General features: G+C 33.2%; 18 protein-coding genes. 6 read left to right on the forward strand and 12 right to left on the reverse strand.

Going from position 1 to position 18,085, the window contains the following annotated elements; genetic code table 11:
- Window positions 1-402: 402 nt before the first annotated feature.
- From Q0075_RS08840 to Q0075_RS08850, 3 genes are read left to right on the forward strand one after another with little or no spacing between them, the layout of a single operon-like run.
- A complete protein-coding gene (locus Q0075_RS08840) occupies window positions 403-984 on the forward strand; it encodes a MarC family protein (protein WP_297869209.1) in 582 nt (193 codons plus the stop codon).
- A gap of 12 nt (window positions 985-996) precedes the next feature.
- Window positions 997-1,194, forward strand: coding sequence for a hypothetical protein (locus Q0075_RS08845; protein WP_231842459.1), 198 nt, complete (start codon window positions 997-999; stop codon window positions 1,192-1,194).
- The gene (locus Q0075_RS08850; protein ID WP_297869210.1) at window positions 1,194-1,802 is read left to right on the forward strand and encodes an FAD-dependent oxidoreductase; all 609 of its coding nucleotides are present in this window, start codon (window positions 1,194-1,196) and stop codon (window positions 1,800-1,802) included. The genes Q0075_RS08845 and Q0075_RS08850 overlap by 1 nt, the downstream gene beginning before the upstream one ends.
- Window positions 1,803-1,806: 4 nt before the next feature.
- On the opposite strand, the gene Q0075_RS08855 is transcribed toward Q0075_RS08850, so the two are convergent.
- The 4 genes from Q0075_RS08855 to Q0075_RS08870 are packed head-to-tail and all read right to left on the reverse strand — an operon-like array spanning window position 1,807 to window position 4,926.
- Window positions 1,807-2,322: a hypothetical protein gene (locus tag Q0075_RS08855; protein ID WP_297869211.1), complete on the reverse strand. Its 516-nt coding sequence runs from the start codon at window positions 2,320-2,322 to the stop codon at window positions 1,807-1,809.
- 12 nt (window positions 2,323-2,334) lie between these two features.
- Window positions 2,335-3,903 carry a S41 family peptidase gene (locus Q0075_RS08860; RefSeq protein WP_297869212.1) on the reverse strand — a complete coding sequence of 523 codons (1,569 nt, stop codon included), beginning with the start codon at window positions 3,901-3,903 and terminating at the stop codon, window positions 2,335-2,337.
- Between the two features lies 1 nt (window position 3,904).
- On the reverse strand, window positions 3,905-4,333 hold the full coding sequence (locus tag Q0075_RS08865) for a dCMP deaminase family protein (protein WP_297869213.1): 429 nt from the start codon (window positions 4,331-4,333) through the stop codon (window positions 3,905-3,907).
- A complete protein-coding gene (locus tag Q0075_RS08870; protein ID WP_297869214.1) occupies window positions 4,333-4,926 on the reverse strand; it encodes a HupE/UreJ family protein in 594 nt (197 codons plus the stop codon). The genes Q0075_RS08865 and Q0075_RS08870 overlap by 1 nt, the downstream gene beginning before the upstream one ends.
- Before the next feature lie 144 nt (window positions 4,927-5,070).
- Between Q0075_RS08870 and Q0075_RS08875 the strand changes: the two genes are divergently transcribed.
- Together Q0075_RS08875 and Q0075_RS08880 are read left to right on the forward strand one after the other, a co-directional pair.
- Entirely contained in the window at window positions 5,071-5,505 is a 435-nt protein-coding gene (locus Q0075_RS08875) for a TerB family tellurite resistance protein (RefSeq protein ID WP_297869215.1), read from the forward strand.
- 273 nt (window positions 5,506-5,778) lie between these two features.
- Window positions 5,779-6,579 (forward strand): TIGR00266 family protein, encoded by an 801-nt coding sequence (locus Q0075_RS08880; RefSeq protein ID WP_297869216.1) that lies wholly within the window; start codon window positions 5,779-5,781, stop codon window positions 6,577-6,579.
- 28 nt (window positions 6,580-6,607) lie between these two features.
- Here the strand turns inward: Q0075_RS08880 and Q0075_RS08885 are convergent, their stop codons facing one another.
- The 8 genes from Q0075_RS08885 to Q0075_RS08920 all read right to left on the reverse strand — a co-directional run bounded on the left by Q0075_RS08885 (window position 6,608) and on the right by Q0075_RS08920 (window position 17,181).
- Window positions 6,608-7,060, reverse strand: coding sequence for a 6-carboxytetrahydropterin synthase (locus Q0075_RS08885; protein ID WP_291106835.1), 453 nt, complete (start codon window positions 7,058-7,060; stop codon window positions 6,608-6,610).
- Window positions 7,061-7,071: 11 nt separating this feature from the next.
- Entirely contained in the window at window positions 7,072-7,239 is a 168-nt protein-coding gene (locus tag Q0075_RS08890; RefSeq protein WP_291106837.1) for a hypothetical protein, read from the reverse strand.
- Entirely contained in the window at window positions 7,236-7,991 is a 756-nt protein-coding gene (locus tag Q0075_RS08895; protein ID WP_297869217.1) for an enoyl-CoA hydratase/isomerase family protein, read from the reverse strand. The genes Q0075_RS08890 and Q0075_RS08895 overlap by 4 nt, the downstream gene beginning before the upstream one ends.
- Window positions 7,992-7,993: 2 nt before the next feature.
- Complete coding sequence (locus Q0075_RS08900; RefSeq protein ID WP_297869218.1) at window positions 7,994-11,443, reverse strand: T9SS type B sorting domain-containing protein; 3,450 nt, start codon at window positions 11,441-11,443, stop codon at window positions 7,994-7,996.
- A 56-nt stretch (window positions 11,444-11,499) separates the two neighbouring features.
- Entirely contained in the window at window positions 11,500-14,904 is a 3,405-nt protein-coding gene (locus Q0075_RS08905; protein WP_297869219.1) for a hypothetical protein, read from the reverse strand.
- A 117-nt stretch (window positions 14,905-15,021) separates the two neighbouring features.
- On the reverse strand, window positions 15,022-15,372 hold the full coding sequence (locus tag Q0075_RS08910; RefSeq protein WP_297869220.1) for a hypothetical protein: 351 nt from the start codon (window positions 15,370-15,372) through the stop codon (window positions 15,022-15,024).
- Window positions 15,373-15,441: 69 nt separating this feature from the next.
- A complete protein-coding gene (locus Q0075_RS08915; protein ID WP_297869221.1) occupies window positions 15,442-16,695 on the reverse strand; it encodes an aspartate kinase in 1,254 nt (417 codons plus the stop codon).
- 9 nt (window positions 16,696-16,704) lie between these two features.
- Window positions 16,705-17,181 carry a GNAT family N-acetyltransferase gene (locus Q0075_RS08920; RefSeq protein ID WP_297869222.1) on the reverse strand — a complete coding sequence of 159 codons (477 nt, stop codon included), beginning with the start codon at window positions 17,179-17,181 and terminating at the stop codon, window positions 16,705-16,707.
- A gap of 114 nt (window positions 17,182-17,295) precedes the next feature.
- Here Q0075_RS08920 and fbp point away from each other — a divergent pair.
- Window positions 17,296-18,085: class 1 fructose-bisphosphatase (gene fbp / locus Q0075_RS08925; protein ID WP_297869223.1), on the forward strand; the 790-nt coding region annotated here is incomplete at its 3' end.

Below are 18,085 nucleotides of genomic sequence, written 5' to 3' on the forward strand. Positions count from 1 at the left end.
AATTCTTTTTCTAAGATTTCTTCGGAAACGATGGTTTTATTTAACTGAAACATATTGGTGTATTTTAAAGTGCAAAGATACGCTTTTGAATTCAGAATTTAGAAATAAGAATTTAGAAGTTTTGGAACACAGATTTTAGAAATTGGAGAAATGGTTATAATTTTTCACCGAAATTCACCGAGTTTTTTTTGATTTTGATTGTGTTGATTAGAGATACAGCGAGACATTTCACTTTCTTCTTGGCGAACTTTGCGTAAAACTTTGCGACTTTGCGTTTAAATCTACACATTACTTGAATTTGAACTTGTCCTTGGTTTTTGCCCTTGTAATTGATAATGTATCGTTAAATTAGAAACGTTCTTGATTCAATATCCTTATATTTGCACAAATATTCAGCGTTTTATGGAATTCGGAATCAACTGGAAAGACATTTTTACCATCAGCATGATTTTATTTGCTGTGATTGATATTGTGGGAAGTATTCCAATTATTGTGGATTTACGCAGTAAAATGGGCCATATTCAATCGGAAAAAGCGACTATTGTGGCGGCGGTGATTATGATTGCCTTTTTATTTGTAGGTGAAGAAATTCTGAAATTGATTGGTATTGATGCGAATTCATTTGCTGTTGCTGGTTCGTTTGTCTTGTTTTTCCTTGCCTTAGAGATGATTTTAGGCATTCGATTATATAAAGAAGACAATCCGAGTACGGCTTCTATTGTTCCTATTGCGTTTCCATTGATCGCGGGTGCTGGAACAATGACAACTATTTTGTCGCTTCGTGCTGCTTATGATAAAATCAACATTATTATTGCTATTTTGATTAATGTAATAGTGGTTTATGGTGTATTGAAATCGTCTGGAAAAATTGAACGCCTTTTAGGAAACAATGGTTTAGGTGTGATTCGTAAGATATTTGGCGTGGTTTTATTGGCGATTGCTGTAAAACTATTCGCCGCGAATGTTAAAGGATTATTTATTTAGAGGATATACAAAATGAAAATTTTTACTTATGTGGCGGTTGCCATTGCTTTAGTCTTAATTGTTTTTAATCTTTTTCAAATTGATTATAGTAATCCGTTTGAAGGAAATAGCACTATTGCCATTATTGGTGTTGTTGCTGGAATTTGCGCAATCTTATTATTAGTACTATTGCGTTTTTCAAAAATGATTGAAGAAAAAACCAAACAATAATGGTAGACGTTTTAATTATTGGCGCTGGAGTTTCGGGCGTTTCGTGTGCTTTGATTTTGGGTTCGGCTCAAAACAAACCGTTTGCAATGGATAAAAAAATTGCAATTGTAGCGCACCAAAAAGCCTCTTCACTACAAAATGCCATTTTTAATAACGCATACGGAATTCCCGCAGGGAAATTAGGCAGTGAATTGTTGGAAGAAAGTTTGGAACATTTAACCAACTCATATCCGCACGTACAACAAATTCATGGTGAAAAAGTACTTTCCATTTCAGGTGAAGCTGGAAACTTCACTGTTACCACCAACAAATCTTCGCTTCAAGCTAAAATTGTAGTGATTGCTATTGGTGCTGGAAATCCATTTATAGTTGAAGGTTTGGAATCCTTTGTAATGCCACATCAAAAAGCCGCTCCTGAGAAAAACAGAATCCAATTAAAAAACACGGACCATTTGGTTACCGAAGGTATTTATGCAGCTGGAGTTTTAGCAGGACACAGAAGTCAATTAAGTATCGCCGCTGGTAGTGGCGCTGCTGTAGCAACTGATATTTTAACGTTGTGGAATAACGGAAATCCCGTGCAGGTGCATGATGCTTTGGGAAAATAGCTTTTTATTCTTCTGAATCATCTTCTTCATCATCGAAATTCATTCCTTCTAAAAAATCATCCCAATTGATTGGATCTTGATATTCATTAGGGTCTGGCGGAATAGCTCCCGGCGGATTAAACAATTCCCATTCGTCCCAATAATAATTACTCTTGTCAAAACTAGCTACCCAATTGATAAACAATTCTCTGAATTCGTCGATTTCTTTTCTAATCAACGTAACATAATCGGTATCTTTAAAAGAATCGTGAAATCGCAAACTTCCTACTTGAACATATAAATGCATTGCATGATCTCTGATGATTGCCGCATTTTGCATTCGGATGCTATACATATCTCCGCCTTCAGCACCCGCAATTTTAGCACAAATTATCGCAGCATCATCTCGCATCATATATTTTGTGGCATTCAAATACTCATCTTCTTCACTAATGGTGTTTAAAAGACTGTTTACCAAATCTAAAATTAATTCGGCTTTTTTATAAATTGGCAAATCGAATAATTTATCTCTTCTACTCATTTTATAACATTTTTACTTACTCAACACCTTATTCACCATATTGTCTTTCTTTAAAATCAATTGGTAATAAGCGTTTTCATTAAAAAGTTGGCGTACAAATTCTGCTTGAAGATAGAATAACACTTTTTCTTTTTGATTCTCTAAATTGAAAAGCAATCCGCCTTTTGCCATATAAGTCTTGAAATCATTAAAATAATTACCAGAACGTAATTCTTTTTCCAACGCTTCCATCGAGATTTTTTCAAACTTTTTACGGTTTTGATCTAATTGTTCAAACACAAAGTAATTCACTAATCCTGATTGCATCAACATTGTTAAACCTTCAGCTCCGTGCGAATCTTCTAACGGAACAAAAATATCGGGCATAATTCCGCCACCACCATACACGATGCGACCTTTCTTAGTTTTGAATTTTAAACTATCTGCGATTTTGACTTTGTCTTTTTCATATAATTCGCCACTTTCAAAGCGTTTGTCGAATTCATTGAAATAGTTTTCTCCTTTGTCTTCATAGGGCTTTTGAATTGAACGTCCTGAAGGTGTGTAATATCTAGCAATCGTTAATCGTACTGCCGAACCGTCTCCTAATGGCATTTCGCGTTGTACTAATCCTTTCCCAAAAGAACGTTTTCCATACACCAAACCTCTGTCGTTATCCTGAATAGCTCCTGCTAAAATTTCACTTGCTGAAGCACTATTTTCATTGATTAAAACACTGACTTTTCCTGTTTCAAAAATGCCTTTTTCGGTAGCAAACGTGCTTTCGATTTTATCTTTTTTATTTTTCGTTTTAACGATTAATTCTTTGTTTTTTAAGAATTCATCTGCAATTGCAACGGCTGATTCTAGGTAGCCACCTCCATTATCTCGTAAATCGATAATAATATGTTTGGCACCTTCATTTTTTAATTGGGTTAAACCCGATAAAAATTCATCATATGTTTTTTCGGCAAAGCGATTGATTTTGATATAACCCGTAGTTTTATCCACCATTTGCGAAACATCTACACTTTTGATTGGAATAACATCACGAGTAACGTTTACGGCGAATTTCTTTTTTTCAGATTTTCGGTAAACGGTCAGTTTTACATTAGAACCTTGTTCGCCTTTTAAGATGGAAAACAACGTATCGGTTTCTAATTTTTTATTGTACAATTGTAACTTATCGGCGAAAAGAATTCGGTCGCCCGATTTTAAACCCGCTTTTTCAGAAGGACCATTAGCAATTGGTTTTATTACGGCTAAGGAATCGTTATACATGTAGAAATTTATGCCAATTCCAACGAAATCGCCACGCATTTCTTGCTCTACAGCTGCTAATTGACTTTTTGGAATATAAACCGAATGTGGATCGAGTTTTTCGAGAATTCCATTTACCGTTAAATCAACTATAGAATCGGTATTTAAACTGTCTACATATTCTTTTTCGATAAAATCGATAAGTTTGTTCAGTTTATTTTTATTGGCATTTCGGTTTAGGAAAGCTGTTTCTGTGGAAGGATTGAGTTTACTTCCCAATAACAAACCTACCGCAACAGCTACTGCGATTACTATTGGAAAATATACTTTATTCATTCTCATTTTAGCTCAAATCTTCGATTAATTCCACCTCAACACCAGCTTTTCTTAGAAAATCAACACCTGAAGTATCTTTGTATTCTTGATGATACACCACTCTTTTGATTCCCGATTGATGAATTAATTTACTACAATCTTTGCAGGGTGAAAGTGTAATATACAACGTTGCATCTTCGCACGATTGTGTAGAACGCGCGACTTTTAAAATGGCATTCGCTTCGGCGTGAAGTACGTACCATTTGGTCACATTATCTTCATCTTCGCAACAATTTTCAAATCCTGATGGTGTTCCGTTGTAACCATCGGAAATAATCATTTTATTTTTAACGATAATAGCGCCTACTTTTTTTCGTTGGCAGTAGGATAAATTTCCCCATTCTTTGGCAATTCGCAAATAAGCTTTATCGTATTTTTCTCTTTTTTCTTTCTTCATTATCGGTTCCAAATTTCGCTTTCCATAATCATTGGCAAAACTACGCCAATTATAAATGCTGACATAACTAAAGCCCAATCTCTTTTTGAAAATCGGAAAAAAGTTTGCACGATATAGGAAATAATTAAAAATACTACAACTACGATTATTTGTGCTGCTTCAATTCCTAATGCGAATTCTAAAAGTGGCAATAATTTATCCGAAGCAGTTCCGGGTAATATGGTTTTAAAGTAATTTGAAAAACCTAATCCGTGAATAATTCCGAAAAACAATGTTACGATTGCTACAAAAGTGATACTTTCATTTTTTGACGATTTCCCAGCGGTAAAAAGATGAAAAACAGCGGTTATTAAGATGGTGATTGGAATTAAAAATTCAACCAAACTCGCTTGGATTTGAACCACTCCGTAAACCGACAATAGTAAAGCTAACGTATGTCCGATGGTAAAAAGTGATACCAAAACAAAAACATTCTTCCAATCTTTAAAAGCGTACGGTACTACCAAAGCCATTAAAAATAAAACATGATCATAGGCATTGATATCCAATACATGTTTAAGTCCAATATTAAAGTACATCCAAAATTCTGACATAATAATTAAGTTTTTATTGGGGATTTTCAAACTTACGATTTATTTTTTTATGTAACCAAATTCTACATCACAAAAGCATGTGAAATTGTTGTAAAAAAATGGATTTTTTGTTTAATTTTGCTCTAATATAAAAAAACATACATCATGTCAATTTCAGATTTATTCGATAGCGGTTTTAGAAACAGAAACAAAGGTCATTTTTCGGCAATTGTAAGAGTGGCTTTATCTGACGGAATTATTGGTCCAGAAGAAAAATATTTTTTAGACAAATTAGCTATCAAATTAGAAATTTCTCAAGCAGAATATGAAGAAATTTTAGAAAATCCTTTAAAATACCCTGTAAACCCGCCTTTATTGCATACACATCGTTTAGAGCGTTTATATGATTTATCTAGAATGGTATATGCTGATGAGCATGTTACGGGTGACAAAGAACAAGATTTATTAAAAAAATATGCTTTAGCTTTAGGATTTACTCCAGGAAATGTAGGTTATATCGTAGATAAAGCCTTAAAATTAGTAGATATGAATGTGGATTTAGACACGTTCACTTACGAAATGCAACACATGAACAGATAATTGAAACTGTTTTAAAATACAAAAGCACAAATTCGAATGAGTTTGTGCTTTTTTTGTTTGTCCTAACAAACACGCTGTTTTTCATGCGATTACAAAAAGTTTAAAATGTTAATTTTTTTAAAGTTTAAGAATATAATTACATTTTTATTTTATAAAAGTTTTTTGTTCATCTTCCTGAAAGTACTACTACGTTAAAATGGGTTAAAGAATAATTTGAAAATTTTCATAGTAACATTTCTTTTGTCTGCTCGACTAATTAAAAAAATAAAATATATGAGAGCACACGAAATAGATTACCATATTTATGGTGAAGAAATGCAATATGTTGAAATTGAATTAGACCCACAAGAAGTAGTGGTTGCCGAAGCCGGAAGTTTTATGATGATGGAAAATGGCATCAAAATGGAAACTATTTTTGGCGATGGAAGTCAAGACCAACAACAAGGTATTTTTGGTAAATTGTTATCAGCAGGTAAACGTGTTTTAACAGGTGAAAGTTTGTTCATGACAGCTTATCAAAACCAAGATTTCGGAAAACGAAAAGTATCTTTTGCTTCTCCTTATCCGGGGAAAATTGAACCTATCGATTTACAACAATTAGGTGGAAAATTCATTTGTCAGAAAGATTCATTTTTATACGCTGCAAAAGGCGTTTCTGTTGGAATCGAATTCACTAAAAAAATCGGAACCGGATTATTTGGTGGTGAAGGTTTCATTATGCAAAAGGTTGAAGGAGACGGAATGGCGTTTGTGCATTCAGGTGGAACTTTGGCTAAAAAAGAATTGCAACTAGGTGAATTACTTCGCGTTGATACAGGATGTTTAGTAGGTTTTACTAAAGATGTAGATTACGATATTGAGTTCGTTGGCGGAATTAAAAACACCATTTTCGGTGGGGAAGGTGTTTTCTTTGCAACACTTCGCGGACCGGGAACCGTTTATGTTCAATCGTTACCATTTAGTAGATTAGCCGGAAGAATTTACGCAAGCGCTCCTCAAAACGGTGGAAATAGAGAAGAAGGAAGTCTTTTAGGTGGGTTAGGAAGAATGCTAGACGGGGATAACCGATTTTAATAACAAAAAGAGCTTTTAAGCTCTTTTGTTATTCATTATCACTTGCATACCATTCTGCAAAAGAAGACTCGGTTTCTTGTAAGCGTAGTGAATGTAATTTTATGTTTGGAGGCAATAAGTTTTTAATTTTATTTGAAAAATCAATCACCATATTTTCACTAGTAGGCTGGTATTCTACTAAAATAACATGATGACCTCTTGTTTTTAATTCATGGGCTAATTCTATGTGTGGGGTGTTTTTATTAAAAACAGTAGCATGATCAAACACATCAACAATTTGCTCTTTTACAATTTTTTTTAAATCACCAAAATCTATCACCATTCCATATTTTACATTGGAAGTATCTTCAATAGGTTTTCCAATTACTGTTACGGATAATTTGTAACTATGGCCATGAACATTTTTACATTTTCCATCATATCCGTAAAGTGCATGTCCAGTTTCAAAATTAAATTGTTTGGTAATACGTATGTTTGACATAATTTGTTATTTTATTCTTTCTTTTTTGCTCTGCTGTATAGTATATAGGCAATTCCTACTAACACAACAAAAGGGATAAACGATCCTATTAATACGCCTATTTGATATTGGCCGTCTGGTGCATCTTTCAACTTCTGTTCGACACTAACTTGTTGAAGAAAAAGAATTAAATTTATCATTTTTTAAATTTTTTTAATGCTTTTTTTGTAAAATCTGATAAAACCAATCGACCAGAAATAGCAGCTCTATCATAAAGTAAGCTGTCCCAATTATCGGTTCCTTCCCAAAGTACTTTTTTCATTTCGGCTAATGCTTCAATGTTGTATTTTGCAAGTTCATTAATATAATCTTCTAGTCTAATATCTAAATCTTGAATAGTATCAAAAATCTCAGAATATAAGCCTTTTTCGAATGCCCAAGTAGCCGATTTCCATTCTGTAGGAGTTAATGCCATTTGGGCTAAGGAAGTTTTGCCTAATTTTCTACTAACCACTGGTTCTATAACAAAAGGTCCAATTCCAATAGCTATTTCCGACAATTTAATATCACTTTTTATTGTTGCAAAAGTATAGTCACAAGCGGCTGCTAAACCAACACCACCACCAACAGCCTTACCATGAATTCTTCCAATAATTAATTTGGAACATTTTCGCATAGCGTTGATAACATTGGCAAATCCAGAGAAAAAATCACTCCCTTCTTCATAATTAGAAATCGCAATTAATTCATCAAAAGAGGCACCAGCACAAAAAGCTCCGTTTCCTTGACTTTGGAGAACAATGACGGCAACTTCTTCATTTTGATTTAATGATTGTAATTCACTTGTTAATTGTTGAAGCAATGAACTTGGAAAAGAGTTACTTGCTACATGTGAGAATGTAACTTTTGCAATATTGTTTGCGATTTCTGTTTTAATTGAGCCTAATTCCATTATTATCTTTTTAGACTGAAATGTGATTTAAATTCTTTCTTTATATTATTTTCTACATATTCTACTTTAAACCAATAATCTGTTGATGGTAGTATATTCCCATTATAAGTTCCATCCCATCCTTCTCCATATGGACTAATTTGTTTTAATAATTTACCATACCTATCGTAAATGTGGATTACCCCTTCGTATGATTCAGGTAAATAAATATTCCATTTATCGTTATAACCGTCATTATTAGGTGTAAAATAATTATTGTAATTTATAGTTTGAATCAAATTGGTTTGCAATAGTCCACACCCTTGAATATCTCTTACATATACTGAATAAGATCCATTAGGTAAATCTGTAAAAATAGGGCTTGATTGCCAATCAATAGCGTTCAAACTATACTCATATTCTCCAAAACCTCCAACTGCAGTTACTTCAATTGCAGCCAATCCTGTTGAGAATGCTGGAGTTAATAAAGTAGCAAAAACAGACTGTGGTTCGGAAGAAAAAGTTGCTGTAATAGTATCCGTTTCCGAACAATTAGTTATATTATTGGTAACAACAACTGAATAAGTTCCAGCTGCTGTAATATCAAATAAAGGAGAATCTCCGTTTGGATTTGCAGGAGTCCATAGATAAGAATAATTACCTGGAATTGTTGGAGTCGCATCAACAATTTGAGAACCAATTCCTGTAATCGGATCTAAACAAAGCGTGAAATTTACACCTAAATCAATAATAGGTAATGGGTTTACTATCAATTTTAAATAAGGTCCTAATCCAACACAATCATTATTTAAATTACTATCAATCCTTACCCAAAGAGTTTGATTATATGCGGTAATATTTCTATAATTTGTAATGTTTGGTATTGCATTTACCTCTTGTAAAGCATCATTTTCTGTTTCATAATAAGTAACCGTGTAAGATTGCCCTAACGGAAATGGCTGTGTGATTAAATTATCAATAGTACTGAGATTAAAGTAATCATATCCATCCGCATTGGGGTCTGAAGCATCTATATAGTCATCACATTCCTCTAATAAATAAGGATTTGCTAAGTTTATAACTGTAGTTGATACAATTAAATTAACCTCACTAGTTCTAAAACAACCATTTTCATTTACTATTCTTGCCCAAACTCTTCCGTTATTCGCAGAAATATAATCAGTTGGGTTGGTTATTGGAGCAGTTCCACTAATCGCATTTGGTAAGCTGGTATGATATGTAAATACTAAATTGGGTTGAGAGGAAATTTCATTATTTGCTTCATTTAAATTAAAAGAAGTGATGGCATCTGTATCTGTGTCACATTGCTTTAAAATAATTGGTGAAGCAATAACAGGCAAAGAGGTTACTATTAAGTTAAAAGAAGAAGTTACAAAACAATTTGTTGTTGCATTCGTTAATCGAACATATATTATTCTGTTGCTAGTATTAATAGTTGTGATAGCATTTATTCCAAGTAACGCTTCAGACTCTAATTCATGATATGTTACATTAATCCCAGTTTGACTATTGAGTATTTCATTAGTTTTAGATAAAAGATTAAAGGTAACGATACCATTAGTATCATCGCCATCTATATTATCATCACACTTTTTAAAATCGGATATTGGTGTTAATAAAGGTAATGCATTATTAGTTACAGAAATTGTAGCTGAAACTCCACTACAAACACCTGAATTAGGTATTGTATATACATAATTCCCACTTACATCTACAGCAGGATTGAAAACACTAGTTCCAGATGCTAATGCTGGTGCCCATGTACCATTAGGAGTAACATTTGTTCCTAATAAAGGGAATAAATCGAAACTTGCATCAGATTTACAAACACTAATTGAATTGTTATTTCCAGCATTATTAGCCTGCTGTATAGTGACACTAACTGCTACATCAACTGGAATAGGTGATGAATTACAATCTTTAGTAAAACTGTAAATATATTCTCCTTCAATATTTATTGATGGGTCAAAAATATTATTGTTCAAAGGACTACCACCGGAAGGCACTGTCCAAGTACCATTCTCTCCTGGATTCCCTATAATTGCGTCAAATAAATTTATAGTTTGATTGGAGCAAATCGTAACAGCTGTAGGTTGTGGATTACTTCCAAATCCAGAATAATAACCTGCATATCCTGCCGTATCGTCTAAGTAACCAAATACTCCAGCAGCTAAAGGACCTGTTGATACAATATTAGCATCACCAAAAACATTTCTTACCCGATAAGTAACCCAATCTGAATTTCCTAATACATTTTGTGCATCTGACAAAGGAATAGGAACGCCATTTACAGTTAAGCTAGAACTTGCATAAGTTAAAATCATCAAATCTGCAGTGTAACTAACACCTCCAATTCTATTAACCGCAGGAATTATAACTGAATTTTGAAAAAAACAACTTAAAGGAGGTATAAAATTTAATCCTGAAGTAGCGGTATCAAAACCACCACCTATAGGCTGATAAGCAAAAACAGGTTTACTACTTCTTACATACAAATTGCTGTTATTTATTCCTTGATAATAAGTGTTTGGTATGAATATATATTGTCCTGCATTTAAAACAGCAATAGGTGTAGATATGTTATTTACATAAACTTCTGTGTTGTCTTCGTGAGCTATTATAAGTGGCTTCTCCATGTCTGGAGTTCCATTACCTTCAATAAAAATATATTCCGTTCCTATTTGAGATGATGAAACTATTTGGTCTATAGCAAAATCTCCTCTACCATTTTGAACACCTCCCAATGCATTCCCTGAATTTACTACTATGTCTTTGTTTGACGATATCAATGCTCCTATAGCACCTTGAATATTATCCGGATTATTACTATATCCTGAAAAAATAATACTTTCTCCTGCATCCAAGAAAAAAGACTGATTGGTTAGTGTCATAACACCTGAACTTGTTGCAAAAGTAACATTAGTATCATACCCTGTTAAACTAACGCTTGTACCGTCTTCGGTTGCCATTAAACTCGTAACGAATGATTTTCTACTATCTATTAAATCATTAATCATATACCCTACTCTAAAGTTCTTTCCTTTGCCAGAGATACCCTTAGAAATCAATGTTTCAGCATGACTTGTATGTCTCATTCTAAAACTAACATAAAAATCTTTACTACCTTCAAGTATTAATCCTCTATCAATTAAAACTGTATTTACTCTACTAATGTCTACAAACATTTTAGTATTACTGCCATTGCCAATCAATACAGAAACTGGACTTGTAGCCGATATTGTAAATGGAGAACCTGTAATAGGCGTTCCCAAACCATCCGTAATTGTTACTGTAAAAGGAGTGGTTTCTGGAGTAGAAAGATAAATATAATGATCCTGAATTGCGGTAATATCTCTAGAATGTAAAGGTGGAATCCAATGTTTATTGCTAAGTTGAGAAAAACCTATTTGTGAAAAAATGAAAATTGTGAGAAAAATTATATTTTTTATCATAGTGAATTTGATGTAATAATAATTTGTAAATTTAATGAATTAATACCAATAATTAACTAAAAAAACGCCCTTAATTGTACATTTCCAGCATGAATCGTCTTACTCGTTTCGCTATTTCTGCCTTGATAATTAATATTGATATCTAAATATTGGGTCAAATTTTTCTGTAAAAGTAAACGCCAAGTTTGATTTTTTCCTGGTTGTAAGCCTTCTAACATTTGAAACCCAACTGCTGATAACGGATTTCCATTATACGAATTGTTATACATAGAAAATTCGCCATTCATGCTAAATCCTTTTTCGCTGTTGAAGGTAAATGAGGTTCCTAAACGAGTTTGTTTTAAGGTTTCAAAAGCGCCAATTTGATTTTCTTTTTGTTGGTATTCATAAAAAACATCCCAACTCGCATTTTTAGAAAACAAATACCCGATTTTTGGCTCTAGTTGATAACTTTCAATTTCAAAATTTCGATTTGGATAACTCTCAGAAGTTGATTCCGTTAAAGTGGTGCTTCCCGAAAAATTAAACAACCAACTTTTCTTTACCAAATGCTGATATTGCAACTGATGCGATTGATTTTTAGCTGCAACACTTCCCACAGAAAGCAAATTTTGACTTTCATTAATTAAGAAAGAATAAGTGGTGGAATGATATTGTTTTCCACGATTAAAAAACAAACTATTTCTAAAATTTGTGTTCAAACCAATCAACTCATCATTGTTTTTTGAAAACGGATTCAAGTCGAAATTAGAACCATCTCTTCGAATTCTACGTTCTATTAAAAACGAAGTTTGATTGTAAAAATGTGAAGCGAATTTCTTAAAACCAGTCTCATTTTGCCATTGATTAAAATTGAAATTCAACGCTTGAGAAAATTTATTCTGATGCGTTCGAACAAAAACTTGATTCGGTAAAAATACCCGAACGTAAATCGCTAAATCAGAATAAGGAGCAATTTCAAACTCTTGCAATTCCTGAATTCCGTTGCCATTGTAATCGTTCCACATATAAACGCCTTGTCCAGGTTCTACTTGCAAATAGGTAAATTCTTGTTGGGCAATCGTTCCAGAGCTTGTTTCATAAGCGGTTGTTGTTTGAATTAATTGCCCAAAATATCTGTCCGAATATAAAATTCGTGAATTTAACGAAGGTTCGTCTTTTAAGCTTGAATCTTCATATTTCAAGGTGCGATAATTCAAAAATACACTCAAATTGCTTTTTTCGGTTTTAATCAATTGCGATTTCAAATAATACGAATTCGAATGATTCACGCGCTCTATGCGATTGTTTTGCAAACTGTCATTCTGACGTTGCAAAAATCCTAATTCCACAAAAACTTTAGTCGAATCGCCTCTTCCCACAAAAGCGCCATATTCTAAAAAACGTTGGCTCAAGGCCGAAAATGTATTGGTTGCCTTCAGTTTATCAGAATTATCTTCCAAATTTACTGTAGCACCAACCCAATTTTTACCCAATTTATACGACGAACGATTTTGACTTCTAGCAAAAGACGAATTTGAAAGTTCAGAATCGTTTTTCATTATGCTCGAATTACTCCAAATCATCCATTTTTTGGTAGCATATCTTCCTGTTAAAGTGTGTTTGTTTCCCAAAAAAGCATCGCCAAAAGCTAAATTTTCAAATTGATAAATCGCTTTTCCTTTGTTATTGAAATTAAAATCCAATCCCGAAGTTAAAAAACTTTGATTCCCCAAAAAAGTAGAAGTGATGTTCCAATCTCTATTAAATTCAATGTTGTACAAACGTTCAATGGTTTTGAAATTTTCTTGTACCAACTGATAATTGGCAAACGCATCAATCTTGGTTTTTCCGTCAAAAAGGCGTTGTTTTCCATTGAATTTTCCAGCAAAACCTTTGTTGTTATTGTCGTCTAAATTCGAATATAAATTTTGGTCGTTGTTACTTATTGCCGCTTCAAAATCTAAAAGGGTTTTCTCGCTCGGATTGTATTTTCCTAAAATCGTTGCCATTTGAATTTTTGTAGGTGCAATCAATCGAACAATTGGTTCATAATTTCCTTGCGGAATTCCAGCTATTGGCGCCACATATTCATAAATTTTACCAACCGCCTGGTTGTTTGCTAAAATGTAATTCCCTTGATTATTTCCTAACAATGAAAAACGCACACTGTACAATTCGTCTGTTGGATTGTTCGAATATTCAAACACTTCAACTCCGCCAATAATCACTTTTCGATACAAAATTTTATTTTCAGAATACGTGTCTAAATAAGCAGAAGGTCCGTTCATTTGCGAAATATCATCGCCAGCGTTTTGCAAAATATCAATTTGTTCCGAAGATAAATTTTGTTGTAAAGGCTGATTTTTCACATCACTTTCCGAATAGAAATAACCGCCAATTTGCCAATTTTCTCGCTCGTGCGAAATGCCGCCATAAGTAATAAATCGAGTAAAATTTCTATCGGTATACTGATATTCTACGTTGATTCGCATTTCAGAAGTTATCGGAAATAGCGAAGTAAAAATGATTTCCCCAGCGTTATAATCAATGATATAATCGTGGTTTTCGCCACGAGTTTTCAAAATTCCGTTGACATAAACCCGTTCAGAACCTGAAATTACTAAAACGTACAACTCATTATTATTGCCTCGCAATTTATACGGACCTTGATTGCCTTCTTGTCCGACGAATGAACTTCGGGCATATTGTCCACGAACCAAAGCACCAGATGCAATGACTTCGGTTTTTTTATTAGGTGTTCCAAAAGTGAAGCGAGTGGCTAAACCTTGTACTTTTTTGTTGAAATTCAAGAAAGCAGATTTTCGATTTTCAAGAAATAAATCTCCAGCGCGAATGTTCCATTTATCGGAAAATAATTCGATGAAAATTTGGTCAAATTCATCTAGTTTCTGCGAATAACCGCCTTCTTGCAACGGAATATTACTGTCTTGAATCGAAGCTCGCAAACTCACTTTATCGGAAATTTTACCTGTGATTTGTAAATCTAAATTCGAATTCACTACCGTGTTTTGATTGTTTCCAATCGTAACGCCACGTGTAATACTTCCCGAAGTATTCAATCCATCAAAAGGTTTGAATTTAGTGTTTTTGTCTTTTTTGAAAACGACTAATTTTCCCGCTTCGTTTGAAATCACTTTGTCCTCATCGTAAATAGAATAGGTTTTAGTTAAAAATTCCGGAAATTTCGAATAGCGAACAGTTAAAGAATCAGAAGTGTTGATTTCTTTAGTGAAAACTACCGTTCCTTTTTGGAAATTAACTTTGTAAAAACTAGTGTCAATGATTTTTCCATTTTTGTCTTTAATTTCAAAAAAGGAATTGTTCAAACTAAATTTTTCTATCGAAATCGTGTCTTTTGAAAAGGCAATTTTTTTAGTTGGATACGATTGTAACGTTTCCTGAGCAAAACCGCCCAAAAAACACAACAGAAATCCCACTAAAAAAATAATTTTTTGCATAAATACTATAACTTCGAATTATCAAAAGTAGTATTTATTGTTGGAAAAAAGGAATGATTTTGTTTGAACCGCGGATTCGCAGATTTTTTAAATAATAATCTGCGAATCTGCGGTGATTTATTTTAACTGTTTGTTTTCGTAGATAGAAATTATCTCATTATAAATATAATAACTAAAAGCTTTGTCTTTGTATGTAAAACGTTTAAAATTCGATTTACTATTTCTATTATTTAAATGATAAACATTGTAAAAAAAGAAATTCTTTTCAATAACCCAACCTTCATCTGTTCGTTTATCTTCGCAAAACAACAACCAACTTTTATGTGTTGAATCATTTTTAATCAAATATTCATACACAAGTAATTCAGAAAAATCATCAAAATAACATTCTTTAACCAAATTATAAACTGATATATTTGGTTTTGAATTCAATTCTTTCGGAATATTTAATAATTTTTCTAAACTCATTATCTCGCTTATTTTTAGAAAAAGTTATGAAATTGGCACATCGACTAATTGTCTAATTGCCAAATTAAACTACTCCTTCGTAATCACCTGCATCGTTTCTCTCGAAATCTGACGTAGCAATATCGTTTTATTCGTTTCTACCACTTTTGCGGCGTTTTCATCAAAATGTCTGATAGTATATAGTGATACGTTTTCATTATACGAAACTTTGAATTTTTTTGCCAACACTTTTCGTAACTCTTCAAAAGTGTTGTATTTATCTTCGATACAAACGGAGAAACTAATTGCCGTATTTTGAATTAAATTCACTTTGATTTTGTATTTCGAAAACAATGCAAAAATTTCACTAATGTGATTTTCCATGATAAAATCGAAATCAATAGACGATAACGATAATAACAATTGGTTTTTCTTAACGATGAAACAAGATGCTTTAGGTTCTAAATCGGCTCCTTTTGAAACGCTGGTTCCAGGCAATGTTGGATTAACAAACGATTTTACATATAACGGAATTTCCTTTTTCTGTAAAGGTTGTAACGTTTTTGGATGAATTACCGAAGCACCATAAAACGCTAATTCAATCGCTTCTCTGTAGGATATTTGGTTCAACAAAACCGCATTTTCAAAATATCTTGGATCGGCATTTAAAACGCCTGGAACATCTTTCCAAATCGTAACACTTTCGGCACCTAAACAATACGCAAAAATCGCAGCCGTGTAATCCGAACCTTCACGACCTAAAGTAGTAGTGAAATTATTCTCATCAGAACCTAAAAATCCTTGTGTAATGTTCAAAGTTTTCTTTTTAACCCCTTTTGAAATCAATTTTTGAGTAGTTTCCCAATCTACTTGACCATCACGGTAGTTGTTATCGGTTTTGATCAATGGTCTCACATCAATCCAATGATTTAGCATGCCTTGCGAATTGAAATAATGACTTACAATCGTAGTAGAAACCAATTCTCCAATACTCACCACTTGGTCGTAAACAAAATTATAATTCGGAGATTTATTACTGCGAATAAAATATTCTAAATCGTCAAAATGAGCGTTTACATCAAAAAACACATCGTGCTCTTCGTCCTCAAATAAGTCTAATAAAATTTGATTGTGGTATTTGCGAACTTCCTGAAGTGACGCATTCAATTCTTTCGATTTTTCAAAATAGTTTTTGATAACAACTTCTAAAGCATTCGTGGTTTTTCCCATTGCAGAAATTACCAACAGAACATCTTCGTGTCCTACCGTGTTTAAAACATGTAATACGTTTTTTACGCCTTCGGCATCTTTAACCGATGCACCTCCAAATTTAAAAATTTTCATTTTGAAGAATTATATAGTTGTGTTTAAAAATTGTTCAATTCCTTTGTCGTCCATGTGAACCACACGCCAATCGCCCAAAACTTTAGCACCCGATTTTTCATAGAAATCGATAGCTGGTGTATTCCAATCCAAAACGTTCCATTCGATTCGGCGGACATTTTCGGCTTTTCCTTGTTTGATGATTTCTTTGTAAAGTGCAAATCCGGCACCTGTTCCGCGTTTGTTTTCTTTTACAATTAAATCTTCTAAATGGATGGTTTTTCCTTTCCAAGTCGAATAACGATAATAGTACAAAGCCATTCCGATGATCTCGTTTTCAACTTCGGCAACAAAACATTGAAAAAGCGGATTTGCGGAAAAACCATCGCGAACCAAATCGTCAACGGTAACCACAACAGCATCAGGTTCTTTTTCAAAAGTGGCTAATTCCTGAATCAATTCTAAAACCGAAGGCATGTCGTTTTTTGTGGCTTTTCTGATCATCATTTTTTCAATTTTTTTACAAAAGTAAAATTAACTTAAACATCTTTTCAAATTAATTCTAACATTTCACAAATTTACCGATATTTGTGCCTTAAACACAACTACAACGTTTTCGAAATGGAAGAAAGAAATAGAACCTTAGGCGAATTTATTATTGAACACCAAAATTCGTTTCAATACTCAACTGGAGAATTATCTCGTATTATTAACTCCATTCGTTTGGCAGCTAAAGTAGTAAACTATAAGGTAAACAAAGCCGGATTAGTTGATATCGTAGGTGCTGCTGGAGAACAAAATATTCAAGGCGAAGACCAACAAAAATTAGACGTTTACGCAAACGAAGTTTTTATTCAAACCTTAATCAACCGTGAAATTGTTTGTGGAATTGCTTCGGAAGAAAACGATGATTTCATTACTGTGGCAGGTTCAGATAATTCACACAACAACAAATATGTGGTTTTGATGGATCCATTAGATGGTTCTTCGAATATTGATGTGAATGTTTCGGTAGGAACTATTTTTTCAGTTTTCAGAAGAGTTACTCCTGTTGGAACTCCTGTAACTATTGAAGATTTCTTGCAACCAGGCGTAAATCAAGTAGCAGCAGGTTATGTGATTTATGGAACTTCAACTATGTTGGTGTACACAACAGGTGATGGTGTTAACGGATTTACATTGAATCCAGCTATCGGAACATTCTATTTGTCACATCCCAACATGAAATATTCGGAAGATGGAAAAATCTACTCAATTAACGAAGGAAATTACGTTCATTTTCCTCAAGGAGTAAAAGATTATATTAAATATTGTCAGTTAGAAGAAGGAGACAGACCTTATACTTCTCGTTACATCGGAAGTTTAGTTTCTGATTTTCATAGAAACATGATTAAAGGTGGAATTTATTTAT

Origin of the sequence: uncultured Flavobacterium sp. (assembly GCF_937967675.1) — a bacterium.
Taxonomy (GTDB): Bacteria; Bacteroidota; Bacteroidia; order Flavobacteriales; family Flavobacteriaceae; genus Flavobacterium.